This is a genomic window from Lysinibacillus piscis, assembly GCF_026012395.1.
Taxonomy (GTDB): Bacteria; Bacillota; Bacilli; order Bacillales_A; family Planococcaceae; genus Lysinibacillus; species Lysinibacillus piscis.
This window is the reverse complement of record NZ_BRZA01000002.1, coordinates 150,605-174,001: the sequence shown is the minus strand read 5'-3', so window position 1 is coordinate 174,001 and position 23,397 is coordinate 150,605. Positions and strand designations below refer to the sequence as shown.

The window sequence follows — 23,397 nt, the reverse complement described above, 5'->3', positions numbered from 1 at the left end:
AGCAGGTATTCTATTTTGCGTTACGCAGGAGGTCACTACATATGTCAAAAATTCAAGAAATTCAAAGTTATTTACAGCAACAACAAGTAGACGTTGCTTTCATTACAACACCAGACAATGTTTTTTACGTTTCAGGCTTTCATAGTAATCCACATGAGCGTTTATTAGGTGTCGCTGTTTTTAAAGAAGCAGAGCCGTTTTTAATTTGTCCAAAAATGGAAGTTCCTGATGCTCAGGCTGCGGGTTGGACATATGATACGATTGGACATCAAGATACAGAAAATGCAATGGAGCTACTTGCCCAAGCGATTCAAGATCGCATCGGACAGCCTGCTACATTTGCTATTGAAAAAGCACATTTAACAGTAGAACGTTTAGAAGCATTGCAACAATCTTTTGCAGCCACTCATTTCGTTCGTTTAGATGAAAAAATTAATGCAATGCGTGTGATTAAAGATGAGAGCGAATTAGAAAAATTGCGCAAAGCAGCGGAACTAGCTGATTATGCTGTGGAAATCGGTTGCAAGGAAATCGCTGAAGGCAAGACAGAAATGGAAATCTTAACAGCCATCGAAAGCGCTATCCAAGAGAAAGGCTGTAAAATGTCCTTTGATACAATGGTATTAAGTGGACCAAAAACAGCTTCTCCACATGGTGTGCCAGGTGCACGTAAAATTGAAAAGGGTGATATGATTTTATTTGACCTTGGGGTTATTTACGACGGCTATTGTTCTGATATTACACGTACAGTTGCTTTCGGTGAGCCAAGTGACGCACAAAAAGAGGTTTACAACACGGTTCTTGCAGCAAATATGAATGCGATTGCAGCTGTGAAACCTGGTGTACGTGCCATGGATTTAGATAAAATCGCACGTGATACAATTACAGCAGCAGGCTATGGTGACTATTTCACACACCGCCTTGGACATGGGCTCGGTATTTCTGTACATGAATTCCCATCAATTACAGGCACAAATGATATGGTCATGACAGAAGGAATGGTCTTTACGATTGAGCCAGGTGTCTACAAAGCAGATATCACAGGTGTCCGCATTGAAGATGACGTTGTTGTAACAAAAGATGGCGTGGAAGTATTAACGAAGTTCACAAAAGAATTAATTATTCTATAGTCAAAAAAGTAATTCACTCATAAAAATGCATAACATAAACTAAAAACCCGAACTATTACGAAACACTAAATTTGAAGTGTCTCGCAATATAGTTCGGGTTTTTCAGTGACTAAAATTCTTTTGCCTCAGTCGTTTAAATTTTAAAATTCTTAATCGCCTCAAGAAGATTTTTAGCTTCATATACCACATCGTCAGAATCAGCTCTTACTTTTTGTATTCCATGAGCCTGATTTTGAGTAACTGCTAAAAACTCTTCTGTAGCTGCTGCATTTTCCTCCGCAACAGACGCAATATTCTCCATAACCTTCGTTATTTCATGTGACTTTTTATTTACCTCATTTGCTGAAGTTGCTGCATTGTTTATTTGTATGACAATGTTTCTTACAGAATCTCTTATTTGGTCAAAATATTTCTTTGTATCATTTACTGCAACTTCTTGCTTGAATACAACATCTTTTACTAGGTTAACCTCATCAACGCTTTGAGATGTTCTTTCCTGTATTTCCTTAATAAGTGCAATGATTTCATCGCTTGAATTCGCTGATTGTTCTGCAAGCTTCCTTACCTCATCCGCAACAACAGCAAAGCCTTTTCCATGCTCTCCTGCACGTGCTGCTTCTATTGCTGCATTAAGCGCAAGAAGGTTTGTTTGGTTAGCTATACCACTAATAACATCAACTATATCGCTGATTTTAGCCGATTTTTCAGCTAACATATTAATGGCCATCCCTACATTTTCAGTAGTTTTCTTGCTTTCCTCCATAAGGCTTAACTGGTTTACAATAGCCGTAAATCCTTCATCGACAGCTACATTAACTCCTTTAATCATATCTACAGAGTTTTCAACATTCGTTGTAATTTCCTGCATATCCTTTGTTATACCAGTTACCATAGATGACCCATTTTGAACTGACTCAGCTTGGTCATTTACACCATGTGCAAAACTATCTACTGTTACAAGTATTTCAGATGATACTTTTCCTGACTGAATAGCCATATTGTTCATTTCACACGCTTTAGAATCTACAGTATTTGTAGCAATGACTACTTGCTGTATTAAATTTCTTAAGTTATCAATCATTGAATTATAGGCAATCGAAAGCTCGGCGATTTCATCCTTACCTTTAACTTCAATTTTTGTTGTAAAATCGCCATTAGCCATGTTCTTAGAGTTTTCTATAAGCTTTAAAATAGGGCGAACTACTACTCTTGAAAGGAAGATGGCAATGATAGCCACACTAATCAAAGAAATAACAATAATAATAATGGCTATTTTCATAGATTTCATAGCTTGCTCATTCATTTCCTGTGAAGGAGCATCTAAAACTAGTCGCCAACCTGTTCGCTCGATTTCTTTATAGGAGGCAACAATACTTTGACCACCATCTTCTTGATATGTAAAGATGCCGTTTTTATTGGCCAGAACATTCTTATTTAATAGTTCAACAGTATCTTTATTTTCTATTTCATTTATATTCTTGCCAATTTTCGCGACATCAGGATGAATTAGAATTACGCCACTGCTTGATACTAAGTATCCTTTTCCTGTTTTAGCAACTTTAATATCTTTAACAACCTTCGAGATTTTCGATACATCTAGCATCGATTGAACAATCCCTCTAAACTCTCCCTTGTCATTGACAAGAGGAACGTCGATGATAATGATGTCCAGATCTTCATTAACAGCTTTAAGAATGTCAGAGACTGCAACCTTTTTTGTACTCATCGCGTTTTTAACATTTTGAAAATTACTTCCATCATAGCTTTGGTCGCTTGTTTCATAAACATATCCCTTCACATCCACATACGAATATACTTGTACGTCAGAATCGCTTTGTGCCAGTATTTTAAGAACTGGGATGACCTGTTTAGGATCATTATTCAAAAATTCTGGATGCTCCTTCACTACAGCTTGCATCGATTCAATTTTTTGTGAAATCCAGTCATTAATATATTTTGCATTAAGGTTTGTTGCCTCTTCAAAAGCGTCTTCAGATGTAGTGCTTAAGGCAGAGTTGGATTGCATGAGTAAAATGGTTGAAGACGCAACGAGTGGAACTAACGATATAAATAGCAAAATAAACATTAATTTGAGCTTAAAAGATTTATTAATGGTTGAAAAAAGATTTTTACTCATATTCGTCATCCTTTTTTGAACATAGATTTTGTATTTTCTTAGCTAAAGACCCCTCCTAAACATTTCTCTTATATTTAGATATTGTTGGAGTCATTTACAGTATCTGCACTTATATCATAAAATCATAATACTACATAAAACGCCATATTCCATCAAAAATTTTTTATTATTTATTTTCTTGGCAACATAGCTAAAAATAATTTTTATTACTTAGTTTCTATACACTACTAATTGCTATGAACAAACAGCCTAATTATTTTACACTAATAGGGACTGTTCTCTAAAATTAATATACTTGTACAATAGACGGTATAGTATATATTGTTCAATTCCAATGAATGCATTAGAAAACAGCATCATTTTTTATCCTCGTCAGTTAAAGAATTAATTCTAGCATATCGTTATAAAACTTATATCTACATATAACAAAATACGTGGTTTTTTGGTGCTGCCTGATAATATTACTTAAGAGGGTTTTCTAGAGTTCTAGATCTCTCAAATAATACAATAGCTATTCAAATGAGTCACATAAATATCGACAAGATGAAAATCTCCAACAAAATCATTCGTTATTTTCCAATTAAAAACCATCTGAAACGCATTATTCCAGCGTTCAGATGGCTCTTTTCATTCATTTACTTGTCATAAGGTTTCTCGTACCACTTTTAAGTGCAATTTTAATTAAACTAAAGATTTTTAGTTAGTAGCACAACGATTAATTATAGTCGCTCTAAATCCTGATATTCTTTCATATACGGACCATCCTCTGCAACATATGAGTGGTACAGTGCCTTGACTGCAAAATTTTTCTCTAAACCCAATTCAGACTTTAGCTTTTTTAATTCATCATGCAACGCTCGATGTTCATTGATAAGCTTTAGCATAATTGTTTTATTATATTTCATTACATCCGTCCTTTTTGTTTATCACTTGAATTATTCAATTCAAGGGAATTAAAATTCTTGGACATCTGATATCGTTCTAGTATTTTCTAATGTGTATTGATTTCTTTTCAATAAACTTTTTCTATCAAATGTTGAAGCTATATTACACCATTATTAATCATCACCGCAAGAGTATTCATTAAATAGGTTACGCTCGCTTTATACAAATGTTCTTAAAAACTTACTTATGGTATGTATAAATATAATTTTATACATATATCCATTATTATATAAATACTTATTTCTTTAGTTGTTTATTTACCTCTTGTACAATAACTTGAATTAAAAAATCTTGTGTAATGTTGTTTACATTATCGCCATATTGAAAGTCATCTATCATTTCACTTATTTCATACCAATTGCTCACTTTTTCATGAGTAGAATGTTCTCGAATTACCTGATATATTTCATGTGCAATAGCTATCGCATTGTTGTTATCCAGTAATATTTGCTGTAACAAATACTGTACATAAAATTCCGCACTTTCTTCATAGGATGGCTCCGTCAACTTTAACTCATTTAAGGTCCTTTTAAAAAGCTGTTCTACTTCAAAACTATTTAATGGTTCTTCCAAAGTAGCGAGAATAGTTAAAGTCTGTGAAGAAAATTCATTTTCTAGCATTTGATAAGCCCATTTTACATAATCAACGGGCAAAACATTACCTTTCAATTTCTTATAATATAAAAGCTTTATATCCATTTAATACCTCTTTATAAATCTCACTTACTTATGATAAGACGTTAGAGCCTATTTATTACTTATTATTTTATTCATTTACACTAAAAATGGCTAATCTCTTCATGTAACAATTCAAATGAAAGTACTAATGAAAAGAAGACCACTACTCAGATTATTGCAGAAGAAATTCTAAATGACAATCCAAATACAGGCATTCTTGTGATTAATGAGAGCGATGATTCCATTGAAATTTATACTGGCTCCATAGGCAAAGAACTGGGAGAAATTTTTAATAATGGTGTAGCAACAAAGTTAACGATAATATATATGTTTATATTGGAAAAGCAGAAGGAAAAATTTATTGTCAATTCAATTCCTGTTCTCTATAACCTTTATTTCATTTAAATAAAAAAACGCTATCTCTTGATAGTTTTACACAGGCATAACCTATTTAGAGGCTAATTCAAAGGCAATCCGCTTCGGTAAATTAATCAAAAAACAGACTGACCACCTATCGAAGGAGCAGTCTGTTTTTATTGGTCAATGAGCGGATCAAAACCAACGTTTTTTCATGGCTTGATGTATCTTTTTATGTGAGAATGACCTATTTCATTCTCTCTAATGGTTAAAAGCCTTAAGCTCTTGTTTTTCCTGCTTCGACCTCTGTTTGAACTGATTCTGGTCTCGCTGCTAATCTCGAGACAAGATACAATCCAATGATAAGCAATAGAATAGCAAATACAGTATAAGATAGATTTGAGGTTTTAGGTGCGTACAAGCCTACATATGAAATCGCATTAAACGAAGCATGGAATAGAACAGCCAAAATAACACTCCTTGTTCGCACATATAGCCATGTCAAGATGGCACTATAGCCTATTAATTCTATCGCATAGATAGCGAAGTTGTTGCCGTATTGACCAGAGTCAGGGATAAAAAACAAAGGAATATGCCAAAGCGTCCAGGCAACACCAACAAGCAGCGTCGAGAGGTAGTAACCAAATCGTTGTAGCAGATTTGGAAGTAGCAAGCCACGCCAGCCCAATTCTTCTAATCCTCCGAACACAATCGAGCTTAATAAAGCGGGTATGAAAGTATAGAACGCTCTCATTTCATTCTCTCGTATCAATTCAGGCTCCAACACAAAACCTATAGCATAGCCAAATCCGCCTAACAGAACAGGAAGCCCGATTGCAACCATCAGCCATCGCCAGCCGAAGTTCCATCGAAATTGTTGATGATACGACTTGAACCCGCCTTTTTTCTTAGTAAAGGCTATCGCAAAATAAGCGCCAAGGGTAGGTCCCATTAAACCCAACAGCATTAAAATCCCCATATGGTCGGAGAAATTAAGTGCGCTATCAACTCGATGAATATATACAGCATAAATACTCCATGAAACATACGTCAGGACATAGGTGAAGAACAGGTATAAGCTCGTTTGTTTTCTACTCATTTTGTGTTCCTTCATGGTTTAGCTGATCCAATATACCTAAAGTGTCGATACCCCAATCAATATTCGCGCGAAAAGTGTAGCGACCTTTTCTCAAACTAATCAACCAGTACAGGGCATCCGATTCCGACTGCAATCTCTCGGGTGGGAGATGCTGCTGTTCGATATCCTCTAGCTTTTTTAATAGAGCCTCATTCCACTCGATATATGCATGCAAAGCGGACCTTAGCTCGTCAAAGTTGCCCCGAGCACTGAAAAAAATTCGCAGAGCAAAGGCGTCTCGCACCTTCATGGATTCCTTGAAATGGTACTCATTTACCCAATCCACTAGCTCCTGTAGACCAATGTCAGTTATGGTATATTGCTTTTTGCTCGGCTTGCCTTCTTGAGGGATGATTGTTGAAGTGACATAGCCATTCTTCTCTAAATCCCCAAGCTCCCTATACACTTGACTTTGCTGGGCATGCCACATCAGGCTGAGTGAGGTGTTGAAATCGTTACTGAGTTCGTAGCCCGTCATCGGACCGTTTGCAAGCAACCCTAATATTCCATGCTTTAATGACATAAAATCAATCCTCCATTGTCTGAGCTGTTGTGCTCATTTCATATTACACATGTATAATATTATACACATAGAATATAATCAAGCAATTTCTTTATGTCCATTCAATTTTTGCAAACTAATCGCTCGTTCTTCACACATCGGCCTCTTGTTTGTAAGTTGTTGAACGGAATCACCAAAAAGGGCTGTGACAACTCACCTAATGGCAAGCTGACACTGCCCTCAAACCTATGTGTAATACGGTCTTCCCCTCTCCGTCGCACTTAAATTCTCTCTATATAAAATCTAATCTCTCCAGCTGTCAGATGAGTTTAATTCAATTATTGCTGTACTTGTGGTTCTCCATGACTGACACAAGTAAGGTTTTTCTGAATTCTTTTCACCTGAATAAAATGTCTTTAAATAACATATACTAACCTCAATATAAATAAGATTTTTTTCTTCGTTTTTTCAACCTTAAGTGGTATATTATATTTATTTGAGGAAAAAAAATAAAATTATTTACTTAAGGAGGATTTATTATGTCACCAATTAGAGGCATTAAAAAGCTTCCTATTAGCATTCCTGTAACAGATGCAACTAAGCTATTGATTCTTTTAAATGAAGTCTCAAATAAGCTAGGAAGATTAGATGAACGATTTAAATATTCCCTATTAGGTACTGAATTAATCAATACACTTTCATTAAATGAATCTGTACAATCCACTAGAATTGAAGGTACTCAAGTTACATTCATAGAAATGGTTGAACAGGCACACAAAAAAAGCACTGCACCTAAGATTCATGAAGTAGATAATTATCGAAAAGCCTTGAATTATGGTTATGAGCAAATCCGGAATGGATACCCAATCTCTACTAGATTAATTTTAGAATTACACGAAATTTTAATGGAAAATTCTAGAGGAACTACAGAGGGAAGTGGCGAATTTAGGAGAATTCAAAATTTTATTGGTCCTAATAATAAAATTGAAGATGCTTCCTATATTCCTATTGAAGCTAACGAGATACCCGATTACTTAAATAACTGGGAGAACTTTATTAATAAACATCCTTATGGCCAAAAACTCTCAACAGATCATCTTGAGAAAGAAAATACATTTATAATTGATGAAAACAGCCCTGCATTGTTAAAAGTTGCTATCATGCATGCCCAATTTGAATCTATACATCCATTTTTAGATGGTAATGGTCGTTTAGGTAGGATTTTAATTGCTTTATATACAGTACAATCGGATTTAATAGCAAGCCCAATCTTTTTTGTTAGTGAAGAACTTGAGAAACAAAGATTTAAATATTACCACTTTTTAAATAGCACGAGGGGTAATAATGCAAGTTGGACTCAATGGATTGAATTCTTCTTGGAAGCTTCTAATAGAATGGCCGATAAGTTAAATCTTTTATTAGAAACGGCTGAAAAAATTGCTTTTGATGGTCTTAAAAAATGTGAAAAAGAAGTACAAAAAAATGTTTATTTATTGTCATTTCGCTACCCTAAAACAAATGCTATAGAAATGGCACAAGCTTTAAATATCTCTCCATCTACAGCTAGACAAGCTTTAAATTTCTTAGTTGAGAATCAGCTACTTTATAAAGATGATCAGTCAAAAAGAAATGTCGCTTACTATAACTATGATATTACCCAATTGATTCAATCTTAAATACTTTTAAACCTGTATCTAATTTATTAATACTAGATGCAGGTTTAATTCTTTTTATAAACCGCACTTACTTATGATAAGGTTCTCCATAACTAATCTCAAATCATCGAATTAATCACAATCTTTTCTTTGCCCATCTAGTTCTATTTCCAAACTATCTATCCCTAACTGTTTTTCTTATTTTTCTAAAAATAGTTTCTAAATTGCAACCTTGAATAATCACGCATGTCACTTGTAATTTTAGTCATTAAAAAACGACACCTCCAACTATTAGATGCTGTGTCTAACAATTGAGGTGTCGTTCCTATGACATGGTGTTTCTTTTGTATTTAAATTATTGAATTAACTCATCTACATTTACATATGGTAATTGTTGATCGTCTGCTACTGCTTTATAAGTAAGGTGACCTTCTAATGTGTTTACACCTTTTTTCAATGCTTGGTTATCAAGACATGCTTGTTTGTACCCTTTGTTCGCAATTTGTAATGCATAAGGAATTGTGTTGTTTGTTAACGCAATTGTTGATGTGCGAGGTACAGCACCTGGCATATTTGCTACTGCATAGTGTACAACACCGTGTTTTACGTATGTTGGATCATCATGTGTTGTGACACGGTCAGTTGATGCAAAAATACCGCCTTGGTCGATTGCAATATCCACTACAACCGAGCCTGGTTGCATAGATTGAATCATTTCCTCAGATACAAGCTTCGGTGCTTTTGCGCCTGGAATTAATACAGCTCCAATCACTAAATCAGAAGTTTTTACAGATTCTGCAATGTTAAATGGATTTGAAATTAATGTTTGTACATCACGACCAAAAATATCTTCTAATTGGCGTAAGCGCTCTGGGCTTAAATCGATTACTGTTACGTCTGCACCCATACCAACAGCAATTTTTGCTGCATTTGTTCCAGCAATACCACCACCGATAATCGTTACTTTACCACGTTGCACACCAGAAACACCACCTAGTAAAATGCCTTTACCTTCATGGTTTTTCTCTAAGAATTGTGCACCAATTTGTGTAGCCATCTTCCCTGCTACTTCACTCATTGGTGTTAAAAGTGGTAGAGAACCGTTTGCTAATTGTACTGTTTCATAGGCAATACCTACTACTTTTTTATTTAAAAGAGCTTGTGTTAATTCTACTTCTGGTGCTAAGTGCAGGTAAGTGAATAAAATTTGACCTTCGTAGAAATAATCATATTCTGAAGCGATTGGTTCTTTTACTTTCATCACCATTTCTTGTGACCATGCTTCTTTAGCAGTTGCCACAATATGTGCACCCGCTGCTTGGTAATCAGCATCTGTAAAGCTAGAGCCTAAACCTGCACCTGCTTCGATATACACTTCGTGACCTGCTTGTGTCAATGTCACAACGCCTGCTGGTGTCATCGCAACACGATTTTCATTATTTTTAATTTCCTTTGGAACGCCGATCTTCATTTCCCTTTTCCCCTTCCATTACTTGTAAATGTAAGCAGCGTTTTATTCAATACATATTTATGTATCTAAATGCACTCCTTATATGTTCATATTACCAAACAACTACAAAAAAATCTTCAAATAAAAACGCTACCAAAAATATTCGCAATGTTTCAAAAATATGAAATATTAAATAATTTATTATTGTTATCATAATATTTTTCGAAAATCCTTCACACACTTGAAAACGCCTTCAATTTTTCACATTTTTATGTTGGAGTAGTATTTCTTTTAACCAATCATTTGGTATAATTAGCATATACAGATGGAGGAGGTTTTTTAAATGGCAAATCAATATAAAAGTATCGTAGTTGCAGTAGATGGTTCTAAGGAAGCTGAATACGCTTTCCGTAAATCCATTGATGTCGCTAAACGTAACGAAGGTTCTATTTTAAATTTGGTGAACGTTATTGATACGCGTTCATTTGCAGCTATTGAAGCCTATGACCGTTCTATTGCTGAACGTGCGCAAAGCTTTTCTGAAGAGCTATTAAACGGCTACAAAAAGCAGGCTGAAGAAGCAGGCGTTGCAAATGTAAACCTCATCATTGAATATGGCTCACCAAAAAATATTATTACAAAAGAGCTTTCTAAAGTTGTAGATGCAGATTTAATTATTTGTGGTGCAACAGGTTTGAATGCGGTTGAACGCTTCCTTATCGGTTCTGTATCTGAAGCAATTGTACGCTCGGCTAAATGTGACGTACTTGTTATCCGTACACCAGAAATTTAATCAAACAGCAAAAAGGTATCCATTCAAGTGGATACCTTTTTTTGTTAGTTTGCTTCCTGCCACATTTTCACTTTTTCAAAGAACAACGCTAATGCTTGTTTATTTTGCATATTTGGCACCTTCGCTAATAATACTTCTTTCGGTGCTTTCAGCTCTTTACTTTGCTTTTGTAGAATAACAATACTTTTTTCAAGTGCTTTGTTGGCAAACATCGTATCTGGCAATTGGATAATAGCTTGAATCCATGCATACTTTTGAATATATTTATGCAATTGCTTCGACTGCTCTGACTCAAAAAGATGGGTCGGTGCTAGGAAAAATAAATAGCCACCCTCTTTTGTATAGTTCATAGATTGTTCAATAAATAAATGATGTGCATAACTCATGCCTTCAGCAGGACATAGCTCATATTCCAATGCTACTTCCTCATTCGGATAATAACCAACTGGTAAATCACATACGACTGCGTCAACAGGATTTACTAATAAGTCTTGTAATGCATCTTGGCGATAAAGGGCTACAGGCTGCTCTGTTAAATCGGCTGTTGCTGCTGCTAAACGAATGAGTAGCTCATCAATTTCTACACCTGTCGCTTCTATTTTGCCATCTAATAAATTCATCACTGTTAACAATAGATTTCCTGTACCAACTGCTAAATCTAATACTGCAATTTTGTCATCTTTTAAACGTTTAGCGAAAATTTGCTCCACTAAATACCCCACCAATAAGCCTAATGTATCTGGTGTCATTTGATGATTTGGTTGTGCACTTTGACGCATACCCTTTAAAATCGCTATTTGAATAGCTTTCCGTATATCCTCTTTTGTTGCTCCTGGCTGTGAAAAGTCAACTTCTCCATCTAGCCATGTCTCTAAACCATCTAAAATGCCTTCTAGCAATGTCACTTGCTGCTCTTTTTCTACTTTCACAGCATGGTCATTGAGCATTTTAAATATTTTTTCCATATTCTCCATCTTGAACATCCTTTCACGAAAGAAAGGAGCTATGACAACATACTGTCACAGCTCCCCATCTAGTGTTCTAACTTGCTTATGCCAATGCTTTTACTGCTGCAATCGCTGCTTCATAGTTAGGATGGTCTGTCGCTTCTGGCACATACTCTACATACACCACATTGTCATTTGCATCTACAACAAAAATCGCACGTGCTAATAGACGTAACTCTTGAATGTAAACACCATATGCTTCACCAAATGATAAATCGCGGTGATCTGATACGGTTTGAACAGCATCAATGCCCGCTGCACCACACCAACGTTTTTGTGCAAAAGGAAGGTCTACAGATACCGTATAGATTACTACGTTATCGCCTAAGTTTGCTGCTTCCTCGTTAAAACGACGTGTTTGTGCATCACATACACCTGTATCTAATGATGGTACAACGCTGAATAAACGAATTTTACCTGTTGAATTTTGTAATGTTACCGCAGATAAATCATTTGCTAGCACAGTGAAGTCTGGTGCTTTGTCACCAACTTTCACTTCATTACCAATCAATGTTACTGGACCATTTTTAAATGTTATTTGTGCCATGTTAAAACGCCTCCTACTATTCGTATATACATCATATTACTAAACAACTAGAAACGATTGCAACTAAGATAGCTTAAAATTTATTTATCTGTTGATTCAGACACTATTTCTACTTCTTCTGTTGACTCTATTTTTTCAAGAGCTAGTGACTGATTTGGCTCCACTGCTGGTGTTGAAATCAATTCTTTTTCAATATAAACATTTTCATGTACAACAGCTGTATCTGCAAAGAAGTCGTGTAAGCCTTGATTATTTGGCATCACAACTGTTAATAAATAAAGTGGCTTAAAAATATTGCTAATCACACGACCAATCCAATCACGAAATAATACATCTGACCATGTTAGCTGTTCATGCTTTAAGGAAATCACACGTAAACCAAGCGCCATTTTCCCTATGGTTTGTCCGAAAAATTTCGTCATCAATACAAAATAACTATAGTAAAGTATCGCTGACAAAATAGAAATCGGCGCATACCAAGCTGATTGCGATAATGACCAATCCATTAAATAGAAAATCGGATTTATAATAATACCACCAATTGCCGCAATAATTAAAATATCCAATAAAAATGCCCAAAAACGTACCCAGAAGCCTGCCGTTTTTAATACATAGTTTTTAGATGTAGCCAAATTATATGTTGGAGAGGGTGCTGTCTGTAGCATCAGCTCATGATTTGTCATACGTTACCCCTCCTCAATAGTCACCATATAAGTACATCATTTTTGGTGCTTTATAATCTGTCATAATTTTCATCAACATTTTCTCTTCGGTAGATGGTCCAAACATAGAGCTTATTTTCATGCCCATATAAGACTGCCAGCCACCAACATCTTGTGTGTATTCAAATAATGTTGCATCCTCTAAGCCAAAATCTTCACGTAGGGCAGCAATTGTTGCTTCCTCATCACCAATCGCATCAATAAGCCCTGCCTCTAATGCTTTGTTACCACCCATAATACGACCATCCGCTACTTTTTTAACATCGGCCTCAGACATATTACGCCCTTGTTCCACAATATCAACAAATTCCTCATATGTTTCATTAATCATATCCTGCATCATCGCACGTTCTTCTTCCGTTACTTCACGTGTTGGGCTCAGCATATCTTTATGTGCACCCGATTTGAATGTTTCGAACTTCACGCCGACTTTTTCAGCTAGTTCTTGATAATTGATTGATTGCATGATGACACCGATTGAGCCTGTAATCGTATCACGATGTGCAAAAATTTTATCGGCTGGTGCAGCAATATAATAGCCTCCCGAAGCTGCCATCGAATCCATTGATACATAGATTGGAATTTGACGTTCTTCTTTAATAGCTAACAGCTTTTTATAAATTTCTGCTGATTCTTTAACACCACCGCCTGGAGAATTGACGCTTAAGACAACACCTTGTACCGTATCATCATATAAAATAGTATCTAATTGTTTTAGGAAAAATTGATGATCATAGGCAACTGGCTGCCATATTGTACTTGTACCAATATCCTGAATTGTTCCATCTACTTTTAAATAGGCAATTCGCTTATCTAAACTACCACCTTCAATATCCGTTTCAAATACAGCTAAATCATCACCTTGCATTAAGCTATCAAAACTGCTTAAAAAATCTGCTTTCAACAAAGTAAATATTGTGTTAATTCCTAAAGAAAACAACAGTAATACGCTCGCAATAATAAGCGCAACCCATCTTTTTGCATTCATTTTCATTCTCCTCCTTAACTTGTTCTACGATTTACCTTTGTATAAGTTTCATTTTTTTACTTGCTATCCCCTATTTGGTAACGTTACTACTTTACCTAATTTAGCAAAAAAAATCAAAATGTGCTGGAAGGATTGAATACATTGTGGACATATGATACATTTGGATCAACTACAGATGTTTTTTGTGGCGAAAACGCATTGTCAGCCATAGATGTTTTTGTAGCGAAAATGTAGTATCAGTCACATACCATTGCGGGGGGACTCCTATGAGTTGAGAAGGTAAAACCTGACCCTTTGAACCTGTTAGTTAATACTGACGTAGGGAGCAATTCACATCCATTTTATTGGTGAAAGGCTCTTTTTATGTAAAAAGAGCCTTTTTTGCATGCTTACGTCCACCCTAAAGGAGGACTTTTCATGATTTTTCAAGCAATTCGACAACAACAGCCACTCGTTCATTGCATTACGAATTATGTGGTGGCTAACTTTCAAGCAAACGGATTATTAGCGATTGGTGCTTCACCTGTTATGGCAGATGATCCAAATGAAGTAGAAGAAATGGTAAGCATCGCCTCTGCTTTATTGCTCAATATTGGTACATTAAATGAGCGAACAAGAAAATCCATGCTGCTAGCAGGAAAAAAAGCGAATGCACAAGGTATTCCTGTGGTGTTAGATCCTGTTGGTGCAGGAGCAACAACGTTTCGTAAGCAAACTGTGCAGCAATTATTAGCGGAAATTCACTTTGCTGTTATTCGCTGTAATGCTGGTGAGCTTGCTGCAATGACAAATACAGCATGGCAACAAAAAGGAGTGGATAGTGGTGATGGCACAATAGACCTTGTTGCAGAGGCAAAACAACTGGCTCAACGTCAACACTGTATTGTCATCGTGACGGGTGAAAGGGATCTCATTACAGATGGAGAGCAAGTCGAATGGCTTACAGGTGGGCATGTACAAATGACAGCCATAACAGGAACAGGCTGTTTGTTAAGTGCCATTTGTGGTGCTGCCTATACAGTTGGCAATAAACCTTTCCAGCAATTAGCGCAAACTTTAGCGCTTTATAAAAAGGTAGCCGAGCAGGCTATAGCTACTCCAGCTATTGGTGACTTTCAGCTTGCTATTTTAAATGAATTACATGCCTTCTCAAAGGTAGGTGATGTATCTTGCACGTTGTAACAACGATTGCTGGCTCGGATAGTGGTGGCGGTGCAGGCATTCAGGCGGATTTAAAAACCTTTCAGGAGCTTCATGTATTCGGCACCTCTGTTATTACAGCGCTTACTGCTCAAAATACACTAGGTGTCTCTGGGGTTTTACCTATCGAAGCCGCTTTTATTCAACAGCAATTTTTTGCCCTACTTGAAGACTTTGATATTCGTGCAGTGAAAACAGGTATGCTTTTTTCAGCGGATATTATTCATAGCATTGCACAAATACTACAACATAAACAGCTTCCATTAGTTGTGGACCCTGTGATGATTGCCAAAGGTGGCGCTAGCTTATTACAGCAACAAGCCATTGAGGCAATGCGTAGTGAACTATTACCTTTGGCGACCATTTTAACACCAAATATTCCAGAAGCGGAAACATTAACTGGACAGCATATAGAAACCGTAGACGATATCCATCGTGCTGCTCAAACATTACTACAAGTTGGTGGACAATGCATTATCATCAAAGGGGGACATTTTGAATGTTCTACTACTGCTACAGATTATGTATTTTTCCAAGATGGGCGTGCATGGATGATGACGATGCCTCGTATAGAAACGCTTAATACACATGGCACTGGCTGTACATTCTCTGCCGCACTGACAGCCTTTTTAGGCAATGGCTTACCTATAGAGCAAGCGATTATCGAAGCTAAAAAATTTATTCATCTTGCCATTACACATGATTTAAAGCTAGGACATGGGCATGGACCAACAAATCATTTTGCCTATCAGCAATATCAAGGAAGCTGTGAGGTGATTGTCCATGAAGCATGAAAAACTTCAGCTTTATTTTATTATGGGAACAGCCAATGTTCAGCAGCGTGAACCACTTGTTGTATTAGAGCAAGCATTACAAGCGGGCATTACGATGTTTCAGCTACGTGAAAAAGGATCGACCGCTTTAACAGGTCAAGCATATGAGCACTTTGCACGTCAATGTCAGCAGCTTTGTCAAACCTATCATGTCCCCTTTATTGTGAACGATGATGTGACACTTGCCATTAAACTTGGCGCTGATGGTGTACATATTGGGCAAGAGGATTTACCTGCCTCTATTGTACGCCAACAAATAGGAAAAATGCTATTAGGTGTTTCGGTTCATTCACAGGAGGAGTTACAAATAGCATTACAAGATGGAGCAGACTATGTCGGTATTGGACCGATTTTTGCTACAACATCAAAAAGTGATGCAAAAGCGCCCTGTGGCACACAATTTTTACAGCAGGCAAGAGCAATGTATCCAGAGCTTCCTATCGTTGCCATTGGTGGTATTCATGAATCCAATGTCCAAATGATATGGGAAGCTGGAGCTGATGGTGTAGCTGTCATTTCTGCCATATGTGATAGTGAGGATATTGCGACGACTGTAGCTGCACTGCATAAGAATTCATCCTTTACACAAACTAAAACCAGTGCCTTGTAAGAGGTCACTGGTTTTTCGTTTACCAATTGCTTATACAGCAATTATTGGTTGTTGTTTGGCATACCTTTTAATTGAGATTCTGCCATTTGTACAAGACGTTTAGTGATTTCACCGCCAACGGAACCGTTAGCACGAGCTGAAGCGTCAGCCCCTAATTGAACACCGAACTCTTGTGCAATTTCGTATTTCATTTGGTCAAGTGCTTGTTGTACACCAGGTACTGCAAGCTGATTTGAACTACGGTTGTTATTTGAAGTCATGTTTCTCACCTCCTTGTGACTATAGAATGTGCGCTATTTCGTTTTTCATACAAACTTTTAAGTAGGTAAATTATACCTAAAAAAAGCCGCCTCCTGTATATAGGAGACGACAATCATCACATTATAATAAATCAGCAAATTTATCTGCTGGTTGCTCTTTTTTAGGGAAAATATAAACTTCACGATTTTTAACTGCACGCGCAATCAATTCATCAAAATCAGAGAAGCTCTCATAATGCTCAACTTTTTCAAGCTTTGGCTTCGTTTTTGGACTTGCTGGTGTAAAAATCGTACAGCAATCCTCAAACGGCTGAATCGATGTTTCATATGTGCCGATTTTTTCTGCAATCTCAATAATTTCTAATTTATCTGCTGAAATTAATGGGCGTAAAATGGGTGTATTCGTGACAGCATTAATAGCCGTTAAGCTCTCTAATGTTTGGCTCGCTACTTGTCCTAAGCTTTCGCCAGTAACAATAGCTAATGCATCAATTTCTTCACGCACTTTATCAGCCACTTTCAGCATCATACGACGTGTTGTTGTCATTGAAACATTTGACGGCACTTTTTCTTTAATTAATACTTGAATTTCAGTGAATGGAATGACATGTAAGCGAATATTCGCTCCAAATTTCGTCAATTCATTCGCTAATACCTTTACTTTTTCCAATGAATTTTGACTTGTATACGGTGGGCTAAAGAAATGAATCGCCTCTAAACGCACGCCTCGCTTCATCATTAAATAACCTGCCACTGGGCTATCAATACCACCCGACAGCATTAATAGCGATTTGCCGTTTGAGCCAACTGGCATTCCACCTGCACCTGGGATAACCTGTGCCATCATATAGGTTGCATCATGACGCACCTCGACACGCAGTTCAATATCAGGCTGCTTTACTTTAACGGATAAATTGCTAAAACGTGGCAACACATAGCCACCGATTTCACGCTGTAGTGCATGTGATTCTAATGGGAATGTCTTATCTGTACGCTTCACTTCTACTTTAAATGTATAAGTCTTATCTTGAAACGACTCCATAATCGTAATAGCCAGCTCTTTCATCGCCTCTACATCTTTTTCACATGCTGCTACTGGACTAAAGGACTGGATACCAAAAATTTTCGGTAAACCTGTTACTAAAACATCCATTTGTTGTTGGTCTTGAATCGCAATAAACATACGATCTCGCTCTGTACGAATGTGTAGCTGTCCTAAATCAGCAAACGCATGACGAATGTTTTCACGTAATCGACGGATAAAATCCATTTTATTGCGTCCTTTTGTGGATAATTCCCCATAGCGAATTAAAATTTCTTTCCAAATCATGATTTATTCTCCTTTAAGTTCTAACATTATTTCTTTAATGACACGCTGTAACTGTACAATATCTGACTCTGTTACATGCACACCAAAACTAATCCGAATCACACCATTTTTAAAGTGTTCATTGATATGCAGTGCTTCTACCACATGGCTTGTTTTCGTTTGCTTTGATGAACAAGCACTGGATGTCGAAACAATCACACCTCGTTTTTGCATGGCATTGACGATGACCTCTCCCTTTAAATCCCGAATACTAAAGGATAAAATATGAGCTGCTCCCTGTGGCGTTGATAAAATATGAACAGCTTCGCCATAATCACATAGTTGTTTATATAATGCTCCATGCCATTCACGATAGTTATCCATACGCTCCTGCATGTTACTTGTTGCTAATCGAGCCGCTTTTGCTAAGGTAACAGCTTGCGGAACTGCCACTGTACCACTGCGTAAGCCAAATTCCTGCCCACCACCAAGTGCGTATGGCTGCCAAACCATTTGTTTACGAAATGCCAATACACCTGAGCCTTTCAATGCATGAATTTTATGCCCTGAAATCGAAATGCAATCTGGACCTTCCTCACCAGCAAAAGCAATCGGTAATTTTCCAAAGCTTTGTATTGCATCAACGTGAAAAGCTGCACGACTGTGCGCATGAATCATTTTGGCTGCTTCTGTAATTGGTTGAATCGCACCTATTTCATTGTTGACATGCATAATACTCACTAAAATCGTATCCTTACGCAACTTAGCCTGTAATTCATCTAAGGAAATAACACCGCTCTGGTTCACCTGTAAATATTCTACTTCAAAGCCCTCTTGTGCAAGCTGCTTCATTGGCTCTAAAACAGATGGATGCTCAATGACGGTCGTCAAAATATGCTTGCCTTTATGTGTATTACTACGCGCTAGTCCAAAAATAGCTGTATTATTTGATTCTGTACCACCTGATGTAAATAGCACATTTTTTGCTTCGGTATGCAAAATATCTGCTACTTGCTCACGTGCACGCATTAATAAATCATTTGCCTCGACACCCATCGCATGGATGGATGCAGGGTTCGCATAATATTGTTCATTAACCGCTACAAATGTCTGCATTACTTCTTGTAATGGCTTTGTTGTAGCACTATTATCTACATAAATTGTCACTTTTTTCACACACTTTCACCACATGAATTTACCGCCTTTTATCATAACGCAATCTGTCTCACTTGACCACAAACTTTTCTTAACGAAATGTTGAATAGATACTCTCATGCTGATTTTTGTACCATGACAATAAAGTCAACGGCTGTGGAAAATTCCATTTGCCGTTCAAAGCCAAGTTTTTCGTATAAACGAATCGCTCTTTCATTGAATTTAGCTACCGTTAAACGTAATGGCACAGAATGATTTTGCTTGATATGCTGAATAATGAATGTAAAGAATGCTGTACCTAATCCTTGACCTGTAAGTGCAGGCTTCATGCCAAGTCCAATATCAATACATGATGCCAAATAAGCATGATCCTTATGGCCTTTTGGAACTTGTGCTGCTGTGCCTGTACAGAAAAAACCAATCAGCTCTCCTTGCTCATTCACAATAGCCTCATATGCATGCTCTAAAAGCTCCTGCTTAAATTCCTCTGATGCATCGCCATTATAAAAATCATATGATGCAGCATACTGCCAGCTACTAATTTCGTTAGCAAAATTTTCAGTCATTTCATGAATTACATAACGCAATACTTTCATCTCCTCAGCCTATTTTATTGCGAAAAAAAGCTGTTTAAAAAGTAAAATTGTCACTTTTTAAACAGCCTCATACTTATTGCTTTATTGTACTGCCTTCAACCATTGCTTGGATACGTTTTAATGCTCCTGGTTCCATTTCTTCTACAGCTGTCCCTGCCTCTTCTAAGGCTTTACTGTAGCGGAATTGGTGGAAAGCTTCTTCTGCCTCTTTTAAGCGCACATTTAATGCTGGATTTGTTGCACGATGACGGTTGCCATATTGAATAATGCGTTCAATCAGCATGACATTTTCAATTAATTCCTGTGCCTTGGCTTGAACTTCCTCCACACAAAGGGTAGCCGTGTTTAAATGATTATGCACAGCACCCATATTTAATGGTACTTCTTGTAAGCTTTGCACGACCATATAAATCTGCTCTGCTGCTTCATCTAAACGTACTTCCATTTCTTCAGGAATACCAGGAATATTCGCCTTGTTTAATAATCGGTCTGTATCTTGTAATATTTTCTTCAAATTGCTTATTTGCTCACGAGCCTTATTTTCATCAATGCGCAATTTTTTCATGGTATTCGATAAATGCTCTTGCTCTTCATGAATTCGCTCAAGTTCATCACTAATTGTAATCAATTCCTCTTGTAAGCTGGAATAAGCAGATTTCTCCTCTTTGACACGCATAGCTAGTAAATCGTAACGTCGTTGTAATGCTTCCAATTGCTTCAACGCAATTTTTGGAATTTCTACATCCTTTTCATGTAAACGATAGCTTTGTTGTACATAGGTAGCTTCATCACTAATTAATTTCGTTGAGCTAATCACATTTGTAATTGAACTTAATAAACGATCACAGTTTTGATCTACATAATTTTTAGCAATCACTTCTTTTTCTAATAAATCATATAAACGATCAATTTCTTCGTTAATTTCTAAAACACGCGGTTTGACCACAACCAAATTAAGCGCTGCTAATTCTTTTTTTAATGCTACAAACTGCTCTTCAAATTGGTTCAATGTCTCATTTAGCTCTAGGTGTTGTAAATAATATGATTTTTCTTCCATCTCACGTTGACCATTGCGCAATTCCTGCACAGCCCCTGGTAATTTCACTTGTAATTCAGTCAAAATAGCTGGAACATCATTAATGTACTCAAATGTTTGCTGTGATTCATGGTTTAAATGAATGACAATTTCTCTCGCTTTGAGATAGTTTCCTTCCTCTGTCAGCTTATCGAATTCCTCAAACTGTTCAACAAACACTTCTAATTTTTTCTCTAATGCTGGTAAAGCAATCCCAAATGAATGTTGATGGGCTAATAATGTTTTTCTTGCTGAACGATAATATTCTTTGAGCTGTTCAATTTCAATGCGATTTTTTTCTTCACTGCCAATTAATTCATTCAACTCGTCTAAAATACGATTCTTATCTTCCTCACATTTGATGATATAATCTTCAATTTCTCGTTCAATCAATATGGCTTTTTTGAATCGTAAACGATTAATTTGATCTTCTGCATCAAATAATAATGAATCAATTTTTGTCATATGTACATCGATGACTTCATCCCAGCTATTACGCCATCTCTCAAACATTTCTTCTGTTTCACCATTCATGTTTAAAGATTTCACTCTTGAAATTTCTTCATTTATAGGATTATGTTGTATTTGTAATTTTTCATTTTCTAGCTTTGCTATAATTGCTATATGCTTGCGTCGCATCATAAAACCTACTATTGCTAAAATTAATAGTAGGATAATCGGAATAATGATATACTCCATCGTAAGCCCCCTATTTCTACACTCAATTACACCTCGGACATCAGATTCCATAGTCGTCAAAGGTTCACTACTTAATATACTGCTATATTTTATATTTAATCCTGCTTTAACAGGCTGTAAGACCTTCACTGATTGAAGGCTCACTTCATTATACTGTTTTCTATTATATACTATTTTTTTACCTTTTGTCCTAACTTTTCAGCGTTTTTCAGAAAAGTATATCTATTTAATGGTGAAACGTTATAATTATAATTTAATACAGAAAGGAGCTGTCAGCCAAATGAAACGTGACGGACATATTCATAGCCCTTATTGCCCACATGGTAGTGCAGATTCATTTCAGCAATATATTGACAAAGCCATTCATAATGGATTTACAGATATCACCTTTACAGAGCATGCACCTTTACCTGCTAATTTCATAGATCCTACACCTGCGCAAGATAGCGGGATGAACCCTGAATTTCTAGTGCCCTATTTTGAGGAATTACAGTCATTGCAAAAACAATATGCACAAAATATCCGCATCCGTATTGGCTTGGAGGTTGATTATATTCAAGGCTTTGAGCAAGAAACACGCCATTTTCTTGATACGTATGGTCATTATTTAGATGACGCTATTTTATCTGTTCATTTTTTACGTTGGCAAAATACATATACATGTATCGACTATTCAGCTGAAACCTTTATTGATTTTGCCAAAAAGGTTGGCAGTGTGGAACAAGTATATGCACTTTATTACGATACTGTTTGGCAATCTATTCAGGCAGATTTAGGCGACCATAAACCAAAACGTATTGGACATCCTTCACTCGTACACAAATTTCAGCTTGCCCATCATCAAACTATTGATGATACGGCACAACTACAACAAATTTTAGATGCCATGAAAGAAAAAGGCTATGAATTGGACGTGAATAGTGCTGGCTTAAGTAAAATTGATTGCCAAGAACCTTATCCACCCGTTCCCTTTATAGCGTACAGCAGGTCTATTGCACTGCCAATGGTCTTTGGCTCTGATGCGCATACTGCTATAGATTTACATCAACACTATGATATACTATTTTCAAAATAAAGTAGATTCAGAAAGAGGTAATTATTATGTTTGCACAAATCAACTATGAGGGCTCCTCAACCGAACAATTTGACACATTATCAAAACAACTAGATGCTCTTTTAACAGGTGAATCGAATATGATAGCCAATTTGAGCAATGCCTCTGCTTTACTCAATCAATTTTTGACAACCATTAATTGGGTAGGATTTTATTTAACAGATGGTGAAGAGCTTGTACTTGGACCATTTCAAGGCTTGCCTGCCTGTGTCCGTATTCCTTTTGGTCGCGGTGTCTGTGGTACAGCTGCAGCAAATGGTGAAACGGTTGTTGTTGAAAATGTTCACGCATTCCCAGGTCATATTGCCTGTGACGCAGCATCACAGTCTGAAATTGTCATTCCCTTAATTAAAGAAGGAAAAATCCTTGGCGTCTTAGATATTGATAGCCCGATTGTTAATCGCTTTTCAGCAGAAGATCAAGCTGGCTTAGAAAAATTTGTAGATACTTTACTAGTACATTTATAATTTTTTGACAAAAAATGCCTTGAAATGGTC

23 protein-coding genes and 1 riboswitch are annotated in these 23,397 nt (G+C 36.6%); of the genes, 8 read left to right on the top strand and 15 right to left on the bottom strand.

The annotated features are described in order from the left end of the window. The first annotated feature begins 41 nt into the window (after positions 1-41). The gene (locus OPF91_RS07220; protein WP_264988070.1) at positions 42-1,130 is read left to right on the top strand and encodes a M24 family metallopeptidase; all 1,089 of its coding nucleotides are present in this window, start codon (positions 42-44) and stop codon (positions 1,128-1,130) included. Between the two features lie 133 nt (positions 1,131-1,263). Here OPF91_RS07220 and OPF91_RS07215 read toward each other — a convergent pair whose 3' ends face one another. From OPF91_RS07215 to OPF91_RS07195, 5 genes are all read right to left on the bottom strand, one after another. After that, the gene (locus tag OPF91_RS07215; protein ID WP_264988069.1) at positions 1,264-3,267 is read right to left on the bottom strand and encodes a methyl-accepting chemotaxis protein; all 2,004 of its coding nucleotides are present in this window, start codon (positions 3,265-3,267) and stop codon (positions 1,264-1,266) included. Positions 3,268-3,986: 719 nt separating this feature from the next. Further along, the gene (locus tag OPF91_RS07210) at positions 3,987-4,172 is read right to left on the bottom strand and encodes a hypothetical protein (protein WP_264988067.1); all 186 of its coding nucleotides are present in this window, start codon (positions 4,170-4,172) and stop codon (positions 3,987-3,989) included. Between the two features lie 277 nt (positions 4,173-4,449). Beyond that, on the bottom strand, positions 4,450-4,911 hold the full coding sequence (locus tag OPF91_RS07205) for a hypothetical protein (RefSeq protein WP_264988066.1): 462 nt from the start codon (positions 4,909-4,911) through the stop codon (positions 4,450-4,452). A 613-nt stretch (positions 4,912-5,524) separates the two neighbouring features. Next, on the bottom strand, positions 5,525-6,346 hold the full coding sequence (locus OPF91_RS07200) for a type II CAAX endopeptidase family protein (RefSeq protein WP_264988065.1): 822 nt from the start codon (positions 6,344-6,346) through the stop codon (positions 5,525-5,527). Then, positions 6,339-6,908, bottom strand: a complete 570-nt coding sequence (locus OPF91_RS07195) for a PadR family transcriptional regulator (protein ID WP_264988064.1) — start codon at positions 6,906-6,908, stop codon at positions 6,339-6,341. Before OPF91_RS07195 ends, OPF91_RS07200 begins: the two co-directional genes overlap by 8 nt. Positions 6,909-7,426: 518 nt before the next feature. Here OPF91_RS07195 and OPF91_RS07190 point away from each other — a divergent pair. After that, on the top strand, positions 7,427-8,563 hold the full coding sequence (locus tag OPF91_RS07190; RefSeq protein WP_264988062.1) for a Fic family protein: 1,137 nt from the start codon (positions 7,427-7,429) through the stop codon (positions 8,561-8,563). Positions 8,564-8,897: 334 nt separating this feature from the next. On the opposite strand, the gene ald is transcribed toward OPF91_RS07190, so the two are convergent. Next, positions 8,898-10,013, bottom strand: a complete 1,116-nt coding sequence (gene ald / locus OPF91_RS07185) for an alanine dehydrogenase (RefSeq protein ID WP_264988061.1) — start codon at positions 10,011-10,013, stop codon at positions 8,898-8,900. 322 nt (positions 10,014-10,335) lie between these two features. Between ald and OPF91_RS07180 the strand changes: the two genes are divergently transcribed. Continuing rightward, positions 10,336-10,785, top strand: coding sequence for a universal stress protein (locus OPF91_RS07180; RefSeq protein WP_264988059.1), 450 nt, complete (start codon positions 10,336-10,338; stop codon positions 10,783-10,785). A gap of 44 nt (positions 10,786-10,829) precedes the next feature. Here OPF91_RS07180 and OPF91_RS07175 read toward each other — a convergent pair whose 3' ends face one another. From OPF91_RS07175 to sppA, 4 genes are all read right to left on the bottom strand, one after another. Beyond that, the gene (locus tag OPF91_RS07175) at positions 10,830-11,759 is read right to left on the bottom strand and encodes a class I SAM-dependent methyltransferase (RefSeq protein ID WP_264988058.1); all 930 of its coding nucleotides are present in this window, start codon (positions 11,757-11,759) and stop codon (positions 10,830-10,832) included. A gap of 76 nt (positions 11,760-11,835) precedes the next feature. Continuing rightward, positions 11,836-12,339 (bottom strand): thiol peroxidase, encoded by a 504-nt coding sequence (tpx, locus tag OPF91_RS07170; protein WP_264988057.1) that lies wholly within the window; start codon positions 12,337-12,339, stop codon positions 11,836-11,838. 80 nt (positions 12,340-12,419) lie between these two features. Beyond that, positions 12,420-13,022, bottom strand: coding sequence for an RDD family protein (locus tag OPF91_RS07165; protein ID WP_264988056.1), 603 nt, complete (start codon positions 13,020-13,022; stop codon positions 12,420-12,422). Between the two features lie 13 nt (positions 13,023-13,035). Continuing rightward, a complete protein-coding gene (sppA, locus tag OPF91_RS07160) occupies positions 13,036-14,049 on the bottom strand; it encodes a signal peptide peptidase SppA (RefSeq protein WP_264988054.1) in 1,014 nt (337 codons plus the stop codon). A gap of 244 nt (positions 14,050-14,293) precedes the next feature. Next, positions 14,294-14,391, top strand: a riboswitch (TPP riboswitch). Between the two features lie 75 nt (positions 14,392-14,466). Between sppA and thiM the strand changes: the two genes are divergently transcribed. Genes thiM through thiE form a run of 3 tightly spaced genes read left to right on the top strand, consistent with a single transcriptional unit; the run spans position 14,467 to position 16,692 of the window. Further along, positions 14,467-15,231 carry a hydroxyethylthiazole kinase gene (gene thiM, locus OPF91_RS07155; RefSeq protein WP_264988052.1) on the top strand — a complete coding sequence of 255 codons (765 nt, stop codon included), beginning with the start codon at positions 14,467-14,469 and terminating at the stop codon, positions 15,229-15,231. Beyond that, on the top strand, positions 15,219-16,043 hold the full coding sequence (gene thiD, locus OPF91_RS07150; RefSeq protein ID WP_264988051.1) for a bifunctional hydroxymethylpyrimidine kinase/phosphomethylpyrimidine kinase: 825 nt from the start codon (positions 15,219-15,221) through the stop codon (positions 16,041-16,043). Before thiM ends, thiD begins: the two co-directional genes overlap by 13 nt. Continuing rightward, positions 16,033-16,692, top strand: a complete 660-nt coding sequence (thiE, locus tag OPF91_RS07145) for a thiamine phosphate synthase (protein ID WP_264988050.1) — start codon at positions 16,033-16,035, stop codon at positions 16,690-16,692. Before thiD ends, thiE begins: the two co-directional genes overlap by 11 nt. 41 nt (positions 16,693-16,733) lie before the next feature. Here the strand turns inward: thiE and OPF91_RS07140 are convergent, their stop codons facing one another. The 5 genes from OPF91_RS07140 to ezrA all read right to left on the bottom strand — a co-directional run bounded on the left by OPF91_RS07140 (position 16,734) and on the right by ezrA (position 21,786). After that, positions 16,734-16,952 carry an alpha/beta-type small acid-soluble spore protein gene (locus OPF91_RS07140; RefSeq protein WP_264988049.1) on the bottom strand — a complete coding sequence of 73 codons (219 nt, stop codon included), beginning with the start codon at positions 16,950-16,952 and terminating at the stop codon, positions 16,734-16,736. Between the two features lie 121 nt (positions 16,953-17,073). Continuing rightward, a complete protein-coding gene (gene thiI, locus OPF91_RS07135; protein WP_264988048.1) occupies positions 17,074-18,282 on the bottom strand; it encodes a tRNA uracil 4-sulfurtransferase ThiI in 1,209 nt (402 codons plus the stop codon). Positions 18,283-18,285: 3 nt separating this feature from the next. Then, a complete protein-coding gene (locus OPF91_RS07130; protein ID WP_264988047.1) occupies positions 18,286-19,437 on the bottom strand; it encodes a cysteine desulfurase family protein in 1,152 nt (383 codons plus the stop codon). A 95-nt stretch (positions 19,438-19,532) separates the two neighbouring features. After that, on the bottom strand, positions 19,533-20,003 hold the full coding sequence (locus tag OPF91_RS07125) for a GNAT family N-acetyltransferase (RefSeq protein WP_264988046.1): 471 nt from the start codon (positions 20,001-20,003) through the stop codon (positions 19,533-19,535). 82 nt (positions 20,004-20,085) lie between these two features. Continuing rightward, positions 20,086-21,786, bottom strand: coding sequence for a septation ring formation regulator EzrA (ezrA, locus tag OPF91_RS07120; protein WP_264988045.1), 1,701 nt, complete (start codon positions 21,784-21,786; stop codon positions 20,086-20,088). 280 nt (positions 21,787-22,066) lie between these two features. Between ezrA and hisJ the strand changes: the two genes are divergently transcribed. After that, entirely contained in the window at positions 22,067-22,861 is a 795-nt protein-coding gene (gene hisJ / locus OPF91_RS07115) for a histidinol-phosphatase HisJ (protein WP_264988044.1), read from the top strand. A 26-nt stretch (positions 22,862-22,887) separates the two neighbouring features. Next, positions 22,888-23,367, top strand: coding sequence for a free L-methionine (R)-S-oxide reductase MsrC (gene msrC / locus OPF91_RS07110; protein WP_264988043.1), 480 nt, complete (start codon positions 22,888-22,890; stop codon positions 23,365-23,367). Positions 23,368-23,397: the final 30 nt, after the last annotated feature.